Source organism: Mannheimia haemolytica (assembly GCA_900638155.1).
Taxonomy (GTDB): domain Bacteria; phylum Pseudomonadota; class Gammaproteobacteria; order Enterobacterales; family Pasteurellaceae; genus Mannheimia; species Mannheimia glucosida.
This window is the reverse complement of sequence record LR134495.1, coordinates 1,937,112-1,950,061: the sequence shown is the minus strand read 5'-3', so window position 1 is coordinate 1,950,061 and position 12,950 is coordinate 1,937,112. Positions and strand designations below refer to the sequence as shown.

Annotated in this window: 7 protein-coding genes; 2 read left to right on the top strand and 5 right to left on the bottom strand. The window is 42.5% G+C overall.

What is annotated here, in order from left to right; all coding sequences use genetic code 11:
* Positions 1-3 precede the first annotated feature (3 nt).
* The 5 genes from EL242_RS09560 to ttrB form a co-directional block, all read right to left on the bottom strand.
* On the bottom strand, positions 4-3,099 hold the full coding sequence (locus EL242_RS09560; RefSeq protein ID WP_126302400.1) for a tetrathionate reductase subunit A: 3,096 nt from the start codon (positions 3,097-3,099) through the stop codon (positions 4-6).
* 182 nt (positions 3,100-3,281) lie between these two features.
* A complete protein-coding gene (locus EL242_RS09555) occupies positions 3,282-7,280 on the bottom strand; it encodes an NACHT domain-containing protein (protein WP_126302399.1) in 3,999 nt (1,332 codons plus the stop codon).
* Positions 7,277-8,494, bottom strand: coding sequence for an ATP-binding protein (locus EL242_RS09550; protein WP_126302398.1), 1,218 nt, complete (start codon positions 8,492-8,494; stop codon positions 7,277-7,279). The genes EL242_RS09555 and EL242_RS09550 overlap by 4 nt, the downstream gene beginning before the upstream one ends.
* A gap of 167 nt (positions 8,495-8,661) precedes the next feature.
* On the bottom strand, positions 8,662-9,756 hold the full coding sequence (gene nrfD, locus EL242_RS09545) for an NrfD/PsrC family molybdoenzyme membrane anchor subunit (RefSeq protein WP_126302397.1): 1,095 nt from the start codon (positions 9,754-9,756) through the stop codon (positions 8,662-8,664).
* A 1-nt stretch (position 9,757) separates the two neighbouring features.
* Positions 9,758-10,483, bottom strand: coding sequence for a tetrathionate reductase subunit TtrB (ttrB, locus tag EL242_RS09540; protein WP_126302396.1), 726 nt, complete (start codon positions 10,481-10,483; stop codon positions 9,758-9,760).
* 188 nt (positions 10,484-10,671) lie between these two features.
* On the opposite strand from ttrB, the gene EL242_RS09535 reads away from it, so the two are divergent.
* On the top strand, positions 10,672-11,187 hold the full coding sequence (locus tag EL242_RS09535) for an REP-associated tyrosine transposase (protein WP_413463073.1): 516 nt from the start codon (positions 10,672-10,674) through the stop codon (positions 11,185-11,187).
* Between the two features lie 106 nt (positions 11,188-11,293).
* Positions 11,294-12,949 (top strand): PhnD/SsuA/transferrin family substrate-binding protein, encoded by a 1,656-nt coding sequence (locus EL242_RS09530; RefSeq protein ID WP_126302395.1) that lies wholly within the window; start codon positions 11,294-11,296, stop codon positions 12,947-12,949.
* The last annotated feature ends 1 nt before the right edge of the window (position 12,950 follow it).

The window sequence follows — 12,950 nt, the reverse complement described above, 5'->3', positions numbered from 1 at the left end:
CGGCTAGGCTAATTTCTCTACCTTCGCCGGAATACCGTTTCTCACCGCTGAGCCACAGACCCAATCCACCCACGGGGATTTGACTGCTTTGGTGTGGTCGATGATGCCGAGGTCGTTGAGGTTAATCCCTTTGGCGATCATCGGGTTGGCTGGAATTTCCACGCCGTCAATGGTGTAGGAACTTGCCCCGAGTTGTTTATGACCGTAGCCGTGTTCGATACCGATTGTGCCTCGGGCGATGCCGTCCAGCACCACAATCTGCACTGTCAGGCTGGCGGTTGGGGTGCTGAGTTTCACCACATCGCCGTGTTTAATGCCTTTCTCTTCTGCATCTAAGCGGTTCATCGCCACTAAGCCTTCCGGCTTGATCGAGAGCAAACGCAACAGTGGGGCGGTAATACTGCTCATAATGTTCGATTTAAAGGAAATCAGTTTAAAGCCCCATTCCGACTGCGGATAGTGCTGTTCTAGCGTGGAGCCGTCCGCAAAACGTGGCGACATATAACGAGGGCAGCCCCAATAGTGTTCGCCGTTGCTGTGGTGCTGGGCTTTATACACGTTTTCGTTCCAAATTTGCAGGCAGTTTTTCCACTGGAACGCCATATTTTCTTCTTTCCACGCAGAATCAAAAGGGGCAAAACGTCCGCCTTTACAATAAACATTGGCTACTTTTAACCGCTCTTCGGCTTTTAGCGTTTGCTCAATTTTCGGCATAATCCGTTGCACGCCGGTGAGCAGCAGATCTTGCTCGCTGGCATCCGGTGCAGGTTTCTCACCGACAAAGGCAATGTTCGCTGCCGCCCGCAGGAAGTAATCTTCGGTACGGTTGAGTGGATAACTGTTGCCTTCTAAATCCGCAATCGCATTTTCGCCAAAGCCCGGCAAGCCCATTTTTTTCGCCACCGCAATCACGAAATTCTCCATACAGATGGTGTCGCCTTCGGCAGTTTTGGCGTTTTTGGACGGCACAATCGGGTGGCGTGCGGTACTGGTGCGTTGAGGCACACCGCCCCACGCCGTTGAAAAGCCCCAGCTCTCAAAGTTGTGAGTGTCCGGCACGATGTAGTCCGCCAGTGCAGTGGTTTCGTTCATAAAGGCATCAATTGAGATAAAGAGCGGTAGAATTTTCGGATCTTTTAGCTTCTCCAACGCAATCGGGTTCATCGCGGTTAAGCCGTAAACGGGGTTCGCCATATGGTTGATCCACGCTTTCGCAAAGTATGGATAGCCCTGCACCATTGAGGTGAACATCTCGGTGGTTTGCCCGCCGGTGAACGGATACCACGCCCCTTGTGCCGGATACGGATTTTCGCCCTTCGCCACTTTCTGCTTAAATTCGCTTGAATTTTGGTACGCCTTTTTACTGCGGGCAAGGTTCGTGCCTTTCGGTTTCACTTCATTCGGGAAGTTCGCTAAATTGTAGCGAGGGCCGTCCCCGAAGTCTTTGAATTTTCCTGCAGCCACAGCCATTCCGCCTTTTTTGTTGAGGTTGCCGACCATTGCATTCAGCAACAAAATCGCCCAACTGGTATAAAAACCGGTGCTGTGCATCGTGCCGCCGTGGGTGATGGCATTGGCTTTGTGACCGTGCGAAGTGAATTTTTTCGCTAAGTTTTCAATGGTTTGCACCGGCACGCCGCAAATGTCGCTATATTCGGCAAGGGTTTTCTCTTGTGTCGCCTCTTTCAACAACTGCATTGAGGATTTCACCAACACTTCCGAGCCATCAAGCAGTTTTGTAATTTGTTCGACAAAAATGACCGCTTGTAAGCAATCTTTTGCTGAAATGAGTTCGCCGCTTGCCTGATCTTTGACCACAATCAGGTTTTCTTCCACTTTCTCTTCGGGGTCGAGTTGCACATCTTGCAGATCGCTAATCCGCAACGCCTGCCCGAATTTCGGGTGGTTCGGCTCGCAAATAATCAGATGTGACGCATTGGCATAGCTGACGTGACCGGCGTTTTCCATCGCCGCCAGACTTGGGCGGGAGAGGTAGTCGGCATTGAAACGCTCGTTTTCGATAATCCAACGCAGCATTCCCATCACCAACGCCAAATCGCCCTCGGGCTTAATCGGCACCCAGTGGTTATTTTGAGTAGCAAGGGAGGAGGTCATCTCCAAGCGAGGGGAAACCACCACATAGCTGAAATTGTCATCAGGGCGGCGTTTGGCAAGCTGGCGAGCCTGACGCTTGAACGGATTGCCCGACTGTGCCGGAGACGTGCCGATAAACAGGATAAATTCAGCGTGATCCCAGTCCGGCTTGGCGTGCTGGTTGTTATCAAAATCTTTCATAAATGCCCCGGAACCGTTGCGGTAAGAGGCTCCGCAATACGCCCCGTGCTGGGAAAAGTTGATCGTGCCGAAGCTCTTTTGGGCAAAGCGTTGCAAAATCGGCTGACGACCTTCGGGGCCGGCAAAAGTAACTAAAAGCTGGTTGGCTTTCATTCCCAAATCAGGCTGCTTCGGGTTAATGGGATCGACCAGATTGCGGATCGCTTTCAAGCCCTCCACTTCGCCTTCACCAAATAGGTTGCCGCCATTGACGATTTCCTCTACCAATTGCTCAAAGCTGATGGTCTGCCACTTGCCTTCGCCCCGTTTGCCAACCCGTTTTAACGGCCGGGTAATCCGATACGGGCTGTTCACGCCCTCCAAGAACGCCGCCCCTCTGGCACAGGCGGTGGAACGGTTTTCAATGCCACTTTCGCCTGCCAGCAACAGTTCCGCCTTGGCAATCGGCATACCGAACGGCAGGGTTTTATCGGAGGAAAGCGGGTGATACGGATTGCCCGAAATACGAATGACTTGGTTGGTGTTCAAATCCACCCTCGCCCGAATGCCACACTGCGTCCAACAGCCCATACACTGTGTATTGCACACAATTTGCTCAGGATTGCTGAGCAGTTTGCCGTCTTTCACCTGATACTCCGGCGTGAGCGAATTACCGTGAATCGGATCACGGGTTTTCTCGCCCGATGTGCCGTGCATCCCCCCTTTGGCAATCTCCGACACCTTCGGTGCATACCCCGCCCCAAACGCCGCCGCCCCACCAATCGCCAGCCCGCCTTTCAACAGATTTCTGCGTTTATTGTTCATCTTTTCTTCCCCCACAAATGCGTAAAATTTAACGAGACTATTGTAGATTTTCGGCAGGGCAATAAGGTATTGTGGTTTTCCACATATCAAGGGGAAAGTTGATTGAGATCAAGCGGTCAAAGTGCGGTGGGGATTTGCAAAGTTTTTGGGGGGATTTGACCGCTTGTATGTGCCCTCTAAGTTTAGCTAGACAAATCAAGCACAAATAGATCTATTCTATTTCTTAACTCTTCAGATATCTTTTCATATACTTTCCAATATAATTCCTGAGCACTATTGATGCCATGGCGTTTAACACCAGCAATTTTTTCATCTGAACCAAACCATAATACTAAATAAATACCTTGCCCATCAGAATCAGGATGAATGGAATATAACCTATTTAATTGATTCTCAAATGCTGAGTAAACCTCAGAATGCCATTGACCTTTAACTTCGATAGGAACAATTTTTCTATTACCTTCAATAAGTTTAGATAGAACAATATCACATCGTTTATCATCCTTCATATAATGTTCACGTGAAACTATAATTTGTCTATTCTCTAGTCTTCTCAGCCTCTCAGCAATATATTGTGTAGCTGTATTTTCATCTACGCGATTGGTAAGTTCCATATTACCATTATAAAAGATAGATTTAGTAGTTATGTCATGCCCATTTAAATCATCTTGGTAAGACTGAAGCTCTTCAATAATAACTGCACGTAAATTTTCTACACTAATAATTTCATCTCGTTCAATTAATTTTACTATTTGCTCCGGTTTGGGAGCTTGAAAACTTTGCATTACCGTTTTCTTTAAATAATTATATCTAATACTTTTTAAATCTGAATGAAGGTTTATAAATTCTGGGGTATTTAGCAATCTATCAATGACAGTAATTGTATTATCTGATTCATTTTTTCCTAAGAAAAAAATCACATTCGTTAAAAAACGATAAGCTTTTTCATCATCAGGACTTTCAGAACCATAAATATCTGATAGCTCAACTTCAGGATATTCTTGCCAAAATGTGTTTAAAACTAGTTCAATTTTTTCAGGAGATAGTGCTAACCAATCCTTATAATCACCAAATACTCCTAAATCCTTTTCTAAAATAAATATAGAATTTCGATCTTTAGTCAGTTCATTCCAATAGGATTCATAATCTTGATCTAACAAATAGAAAGCATGAATATACCAAAAGTCTCTTTGTGTTTTTTGTTCTCCATTTTGTTGATGGTTTTCATCTGATACTAATTCTCCACAACGTTTTTTAACTAATAACTTTAAACTCTCTCTATTACCAGATTGAATAGCCATAGACATTAATTTTTTTATCTCTGCTAGCTTTAAGTGAGGGTATTTTATTAACCACTCTAGAGCGTACTTTTTCTGAAATTTTTTGAATAAATATTTTTCTAACCAGTAAACAGGATGATTCTTGTAATTGGTATTGGAAAGCTGAGGTTCTATATAGTCATTTATAAATTTTTCTATTGTTTCTACATTATTAAACAATAGGCTTTCTACCTCATCTTTTAATTGCTTCCTAATACAATCATCTATTCCTGTCCAATGAACAGATAAATGAGTGTATAATGCTTCTAGAACATTCTGTTGTAATGCTTTTAATGATCTGTCTCTTGTAAAAATTTCTATACAAGAAGCATAAAGAATAATTTCAATATTTAAAGCTGAAGAGTCAGAATGCAGTTTAGCCAAATCAGTTAAATTGGGTATATCTGACTGAATGTAGTTAATACAGTTATATAATGCATTTCTAACTAATTGTTCATCACCAAATTTCTCTGCTATTTTTTCTGGCTCTTGTAGAAAAGTATAAGAAAAGCTTAATAAACTATCCCAATGACTACCACTTTCTATTAATTCTCTATTTTGTTGAATATATTGAATATTTCTTGCAAGAGATTTACGCTTTTTTCTATTGATATTTCTAATACTCTTTTTACGGTTATATTTAAGTGTATTTCTCTGATAGAATTCCTTGCTTTCTTGATTTTCTCTATACCAAGCCATTAAGAAAGCTGTTTTTTGTAAAGCCTGATTTCGCATATACCTTCTCAGTAAATTGGGCTTTTTCTCTTTGCTGTAAAAATCATGACGAGCTATGAAATATTTCCATAGTTCAATATTATTAGTTTCGAAAGCGAGATCTATAATAAATCTTAGGTCTTGATATTGGAAATTTAATCCTGAGTGAGAATGCCATTCAAAGTGATAGCATTTCATATTATGAATTTCTTCTCTAGCATATAGATTTCCAAATGCTAACCTAATTATGCCCTGTCTTAATTCATCATTCTCTGATAAAATTTTTACAGATAAACTTTGTTCTTTTGATGTGCTATTCTGAAAGTATAAATCTTTAATCCATTCCCAAATCTTAGGTATACTAAATGTTGATGATAATTCAAAATAACGATCTAATAGCATGCCAATAATCTTACTAATACCTACTCGGCACTTACAATCATATTTTTTTTGGCAAGTGCAAGCTAGATTATTAGATAGTGAATCTAGTAATTTTATTGTTAAATCTAGATCTAGTTCTTGAATAAAGAATCTAATAAAATAACGTTTTCCAAAAACTCGTTCTATTTCATAATTGGTTGGGTATAGTTCAGAACATATGTTAAGAAAATTAATGTAATCGTTTAGATCAAAATGACTTATATTAGATAAATTCATTATTTCACTAGCAATAGATAGTGAAACACTATCTTTTTCAGAGACTAGCTGTACCCAAACATCTTTAATTGGATAATCTTTCACTTTAAGCAGACATTCTCCTGCTAGTCTACGAATAGATAATTCTTTATATTTTGGATTAGTATCCAAAATGATTGTTCTTAACACATCAACTACTTTAGAAACTAAAGGCGATTCAAGTAATAGTTTTAATAATACCCGTTGTAAATTCCCGCTTCTATATTTTTCCGATAGCAATTCTTTTAATTCATCAATCATATCATCAGAAAAAAAATCAGAAATACTAAAGTTTCTCCACATATCATGACGAGTAAAATACGGATCCTCTTGATTTAAGTCTTTTAATCTTGATAGTAGTATTCTTTTTGATCTTGGAAGAAGTAAAGATGGATCTCCATTTGCTAAAATAGCATAAGGATCTAAATTTATTAGTTTCTCTTGGATTTGTTGATTCTCTGATAATACAGCTATCCACGAAAATAAACCGCGCAATTCATCTCTAACAATATTATTAGGTGCAATGATAGATAATATTTTATTTAGAGATAATGGGTTTACTGATGATGTAAGTTTGTTTGCAAGGTAACGGCCTGCACAATATTCCACAACAATTTTATGAATTGGACGATGTTGTTCTGGATTTTCACCAGGAGTAAAAAACTGTGTCGATAGTATTTGAAATATATTAGTATCAGAATTGAGGTTTTTTATATTAGGAAAAAGATGCTGAGAAGAGAAGTCGCTAGTGCTAATGCCCTCTGAACCTGATAATATTAATTTACAAAAAATATCCTCGACTAATTCAACTTTTTTATTTGCAGGTAATGAAGATGAATGGGAAGGATTGTTTTCTCTAGCTAGCCCTTCAATTGCAATTTTAAATGCAGAATATCTATTTTCAAAAATTTTATTGTTTTCGATATAGGATTTAGAAAACAGTATTAAAAATAAAGGATTAGATAATAAAGGTGCTAATTCGATTTTACCAGCTTCTTGCAAGAAAGTTTCAGCGTTTTCTTCTGGATAATATGAATTGAAAATTTCTTTCTGTTCTTGTTGATTAAATGGCTTTAAATACAGTAATAGAGGATCTTCTCCAAAAAGTTCCTTACAAGTTCGTGTATAACTTTCAGACCATTCACTAGATCGACTAGATAGTATAATTTTTTCAGCAGATCTATTTTCTGCAAGAACTAATGCTTTGGTTACAGAAGAAGAATCTATTCTTACTAACTCATCAAATGCATCAATGATAAGTATATTGGTTTTTTCTGGAGGTAAATGAATAAATATATTTGCTGTGTATTTTTTAATTTCTAGTTCTCTTACAATATTATCCAGAAGATAGCTTTTTCCTGCCCCTGGCTCAGCTAAGACGACAACAACTTTCTGAGTTAATGATAGCAACTCAGATTCGTTAACCTCTTTATTCTCTGAGTCATGTAATGTTCGATGAATATAAATATTCATAATCTATCCTCCATTAAAAAATCTACAACATTCAAATGCGCTACTCCCCCCAAATTATCCTGCCATAACTCATCCATTGTAATTACATATTTCGGGTAGTTATCTGCGATCTCTTGCAAAGGAGAAAACTCTCGTTTTACGGTATCTTCACTTTCTAATTTGTAGGCAACTTGAATATAGATTTTTTCATTCTGTTTTTGGGCGATAAAATCGATTTCTTGTTTATCCAATTTTCCGATATAAACCTGATAGCCTCGGCGTTTTAGCTCTAAATAGACCAAATTTTCTAAAATGCCTGAAATTAAACTGGTACGGAATCCCATTGTGGCATACAGCAGAGAAACATCACCCAAGTAGAATTTTTCTTGGGTTTTTAAAATCTCTTTGCCCTTAATATCAAAGCGTTCGACACGGTGCAAAATAAAAGCGGATTCTAAGGCTTTTAAATAGTTATAAACCGTATTTAAATCGATTTTGCGTTGCTGACTTTTAAAATAATCGGCAACATTTTTACCCGAAAACGTATTGCCAATATTATCAAAGGCATATTTTACAATGCGCTCCAGTAACTCGACATCACGAATTTTATGGCGTTGAACAGTATCCCGTAAAATAACGGAGGCGTATATATCCTGCACGATTTTATAGACCGTCTCAGCTTCATAATTCGCGGTATGTACCATTGGGAAACCGCCTTTTCGTAAATATTCATGAAAAAGTGCGGTTGGATTTGATGAAGTTTCGGGTGAATATGCCGTCTTGAAATCCAAAAATTCCTGAAAAGAGAGGGTAAAAATCGGGATTTCCACATAACGACCGGCAAGATAAGTGGAAAGCTCGGAAGAGAGTAAGTGCGAGTTGGAGCCGGTGATATAGAGGTCAAGATTAAAATCCACCATAAACGCATTCACCGCTTTTTCCCACTCGCTCACTTCTTGAATTTCATCAAGCAGAAGATAGTATTTATCGGTAGTCAGGATTTTTTCTTTCACCAACATATAAAGCTTGTTGGCGGTTTTAAAGTCGCTAAATGCAAAACTTTCAAAGTTAATATGAATAATCTGCTGTTCGGCAATGCCTTGAGAAATCAGCTCTTCCCGAAGCAGTTTCATCACGGTCGATTTACCCGAACGGCGAATGCCGGTCATTACTTTAATTAACGGTGTATTAATAAACGGTTTGAGTTGTTGAAGATAGTTTGGTCGGTTAATCATTTTTTTTATGGGTATAAGCCTAAAAGCATTATTATTTTAACAAGTTTTTATGGTTATAACCATAAATAATATTGAATTATGTTGTATTTTTATGGTTATAACCTAAAATAGTGTAAAGTTTTTGGCTAGATTGACCGCTTATAAACTTTTATCGTATTAGGAAAAAATCACTTCTCTTGCTGAGTCGTGAGGCTGATGATTTGCCCCACACCCACCGTCACCAGCACCGTTAGCCCAAAAATCGAGACAATCCCCAATCCACCATCGACGGCAGTCCAATCAAAATGATACGGATTTTGCAAGGCATTGGTTTTGGCGATGGTTTGGACTTGGATCACCAGCACCCAGCGGAGTAGCCAGCCGAAGGCGATGAGGGCAAGCACTCTGAGGCATTGCAAGCGGTAGTTTTTGGCGGAAAAATTGCAAATGAGGGCAATCAGCCAGAAAATGCCGACAAGGTAGGCGGTGATTGAGCCATTAAAGAGCAGAGCAAAATCACGTTGAGCGGTTTCACTGCTGAAAGCAAGACCAATGAGAGAAAGTGCGGTTAAAATCAGGCAGAGTTTTGTCCATAGCCCCGTGTTGGTTTGGGGGTGGAACAGCATTTTGCAGACCGCTTGGGTAAGCCCAAATGCCACCGCCCACGCCGAAAAGAGCATAATCGGTAATAGCCACGCACTGTGCCACAAGGCTCTTGTGCCGGTTTGATAGGTTTCAAGCACGGTGTAGCCGATAATGCCGACAGCGGTGAGTGCAGCAAACAAGCGGAATGCCCAAAGCAAGCCTTGATTTTTCAGTATTGGCAAGTGTAGCCACGCTAACCATTTCGGCAAGTTCGGCTGGGTGTGATGAGCCAATGCCAGCACAAAATAACCTGCTACCGCCACGCTGAACAGGGGCAGGATAATCGCACCCCACGCCATTGGCGACCACCACGCAAAATCGGTGTAGAAATGCAGAATACGGCTCGGCTGGTGCAGATCGGCAGTCAGTGCCACCGGCGCGACAATGGAGCCAATCAAGGCTACCGTCACTGCCGCCAGCTCCCAAGCGGTCGGTTTTACTCGTGAACATTGTTCACTCGCCCCTTCGGGGCCGTTGGCGGAGCCAACGTTCAAAACGCAAGCGTTTTGTCCCTGCTTTTTTGCAAACAGCACGGCGGTAAACACTGCCGTTGCCGCCACGCCCACGAAGAAGAAATAATGCACAATCCACGGCAACCAGACGATATGTTGCGGTTCCACTAATACTTCACGAATCATTTTACGCCTCCCCCGTCCAGAGCATTGGTTGCCCGTCAATTTTGCTCACAAAGGCATCGTCCAGCCCCACATAGAAAACGTGTGGCACGGTGCCTGCCTCCGGTTTTAGCACTTTCAGGTCATCTTTATGGGCTAGATAAAGCTGGGAAATTTGGCTTTTCGGATCGTTCAAATCGCCAATTACCCTCGCCCCGCCCACGCAACTTTCCACGCACGCCGGCAACAGACCTGCCTCCAAACGGTGAGTGCAGAAGGTGCATTTATCGGCAGTTTTGGTCTCTTCATTGATAAAACGGGCATCGTACGGGCAGGCTTGCACGCAGTAACCGCAGCCGATGCACTGCTCATTGTTAATTACCACCACACCGTCTTTGCGTTGGAAGGTTGCCTGCACCGGGCAGACCGGCACACACGGCGGTTGATCGCAATGGTTACACAAACGAGGCAACACCACATTGTTCGCCACCTGCGTGCCGTTGGTAATTTCATATTGACGCACCGTGGTGCGGAAGCTGTGCAACGGCGTGGCGTTCTCCACCGAGCAACTCACGGTACACGCCTGACAGCCGATACATTTGCGCAAATCAATCAGCATCGCATAGCGTTTGTTCTCATCGCCCTCACGCCGAGCCGGCATAAACGCCTGAGCCGATTGCAACGGCACAAAACTCGCCCCCACCGTCAAGGCGGAAAGCTCTTTCAAAAAGGAACGTTTGCTTAAATCCATATTTCCCCCACAAATTTAAAAATAACGAGGGTATTCTAAGGCGGAGAGGGAACGGCAAGGTATTGTGGTTTTCCACATATCAAGGGGAAAGTTGATTGAGATCAAGGGGGAGGTCAAGTGCATAGATATGTAGGTTGGGTTAGCGATAGCGTAACCCAATCGATTGATTTAGAATTGTTACTTAAAATATGCTCTATATCTATCTTAAAAATATGCAATATCGCCGTCTTTATAAACCAAATGCTACTTACTTTTTTACCCTTAATCTGGCAGATAGGAAAAGCGATTTATTAATAAAATATATTAATGAATTACGTATGGCGATTAAAATTGTCAAAAATCGCTACCCATTTGAAATTGATGCGATTGTCATTCTACCTGATCATTTATATATGCTTTGCACCTTTGGTGAAGATTGTGATTATTCCAAACGTATTCGCTTAATAAAAACGCAATTTTCTATGCGGATTCCCAAAAGTGAGCAAGTGTCGATAAGTCGTCAAAATAAGGGTGAGAGGGGAATATGGCAAAGACGATTTTGGGAACATTGTATTCGTGATGAGAAAGATTTAGAACATCACATTAATTATATCCATATTAATCCGTTAAAACATGGATTGGTTGAGAAAGTCGCTGATTGGAAATATTCCTCATTTCATCGTTATGTCAAAATGGGAATATTACCTAATGATTGGGGTAGTTGATGTTGAAATTTACTGCTTGTTATTTAAATAATGAATCTTGGGTTTCCGTAAGTTTAACCAATAAATGTTAGGTTTTCGCAAGCTCAACCCAACCTACGATATTAAAATGAAAAAACTGTTCCTTTTTCTTCTATTTCTCCCCAGCTTGCTTTTGGCAGAAACCTACCAAATCGGCATTCTCGCTCAACGAGGGGAAGCCTACACCCGCACGCATTGGCAGCCTTGGGTGGATTGGTTAAATTTGCAGTTTCCCAATGAGCGGTTTGAACTTGTTCCATTGGGGATTAACGAGGCGAGTCGCCGTACGGAGTTGGATTTTCTGCTGACTAATCAAGCCCAGTTTTTCTATTTGAGTAACCAAAATGTGCGGTGGCTTGCTACGCTTAATAGCCCGTTTTCAGCAAATGGTGAGCAAGGGGCGGTGGGCAGTAGCATTTGGGTGCGTGCCGACAGCCATTATCGGCAGTTAAGCGATCTGAAAAATCAGACCATCAGTGCGGTGGATAACGATGCCTTCGGCGGTTTTTTGCTTGGGTTGTATCAGTTTCATCAGGCAGGAATGCGGCAAAATCGGGATTTTTCGGTGCAGTTTAGCGGTTTTCCGGTGGAAAATGCCTTGGCTTTGCTGGCGGAAAAACAGGTGGAAGCGGCGATTGTGCCGGTCTGTTTGCTGGAAGAGTTGGAGAAAGAGGGCAAGTTCAAGCGGTCGGATTTTCGCTTAATTTTGCAAAACCCACAGGCACAGGGTTGCCTTGCCAGCACGCCGTTGTTGCCGAACTGGTCGCTGGCGGCGATGGAAAATGTACCGAACGAGCTGGCGGTTCAGCTTGCCACACGCTTGCTAAACAGCCAAAATCCCGACCTGCCCCGCTGGACGTTGCCGTTTTCTTCCGCCCAAGCCGATCACATTCTGCGTGAACTTTATCGTCACCCGCAACAAAAAAGCCTGTGGGCAACGGTGCTGGATTGGGTTAGGCTCAATAAATTCGGGCTGCTGGCGGTGGCGTTGTTCATTTTGCTCAACCTTGTTGCCCTGCGTTATCAGGTTTATCGCAAAAGCAAGGCGTTACAGCAGGCACACCGCAAAATGCAGCAGTATCAGCAGGAGCTGACCCGAGCCGACCGCCTTGCCCTGCTGGGCGAGATGACCACCGGTTTTGCCCACGAACTGAAACAGCCGTTGTCGGCGGTGCGAATGTACGCTGAGGGGCTGAAAAGCCAAAACAGCGATCTCTATCAACAGCGGATTTTGGATAAGCTGATTGCGCAGGTAGATCGGGCGGTGAAAACGATGCAGAGCATTCGGGACTGGGTGCAAAACCGCCCGAGCGGTGAACCGCAAGCGGTCATTTTGAACCAATTGATTGCCAATGTGATCGAGTTTGTGGCGGTGGAAAATCGCCAAAATGCACAAATCTCGCTGATTGCCGACCGCACTTTTCGGCTTAATTTACACGCCACGGTATTGGAACAAGTGCTGACAAACTGCCTGCTCAACGCCCTGCAAGCCGGTGCAAGCGAGATTACGGTGCGGTTACAAGCGGTCGAAAACGGGCTGGAAATTGCCATTGAAGACAACGGCGGCGGTTTTTCCCCTGCCCAGCTTGAATTTCCGTTTGTGCCGTTTCGCACCGACAAACCGCACGGTTTAGGGCTAGGCTTGGTGCTATGTCAACGGCTGATGCAATCGCTCAACGGACAGATTGTATTGGCGAACGGGGAGAAAGGGGCGAAGGTAGTGCTTTTACTCCCTCAAATATAAA

Coding starts and splice junctions, on each gene's coding strand:
- EL242_RS09535 (WP_413463073.1), top strand. CDS start 10,672: ATGCTCTATATCTATCTTAAAAATATGCAATATCGCCGTCTTTATAAA.
- EL242_RS09550 (WP_126302398.1), bottom strand. CDS start 8,494: ATGATTAACCGACCAAACTATCTTCAACAACTCAAACCGTTTATTAAT.
- ttrB (WP_126302396.1), bottom strand. CDS start 10,483: ATGGATTTAAGCAAACGTTCCTTTTTGAAAGAGCTTTCCGCCTTGACG.
- nrfD (WP_126302397.1), bottom strand. CDS start 9,756: ATGATTCGTGAAGTATTAGTGGAACCGCAACATATCGTCTGGTTGCCG.
- EL242_RS09560 (WP_126302400.1), bottom strand. CDS start 3,099: ATGAACAATAAACGCAGAAATCTGTTGAAAGGCGGGCTGGCGATTGGT.
- EL242_RS09555 (WP_126302399.1), bottom strand. CDS start 7,280: ATGAATATTTATATTCATCGAACATTACATGACTCAGAGAATAAAGAG.
- EL242_RS09530 (WP_126302395.1), top strand. CDS start 11,294: ATGAAAAAACTGTTCCTTTTTCTTCTATTTCTCCCCAGCTTGCTTTTG.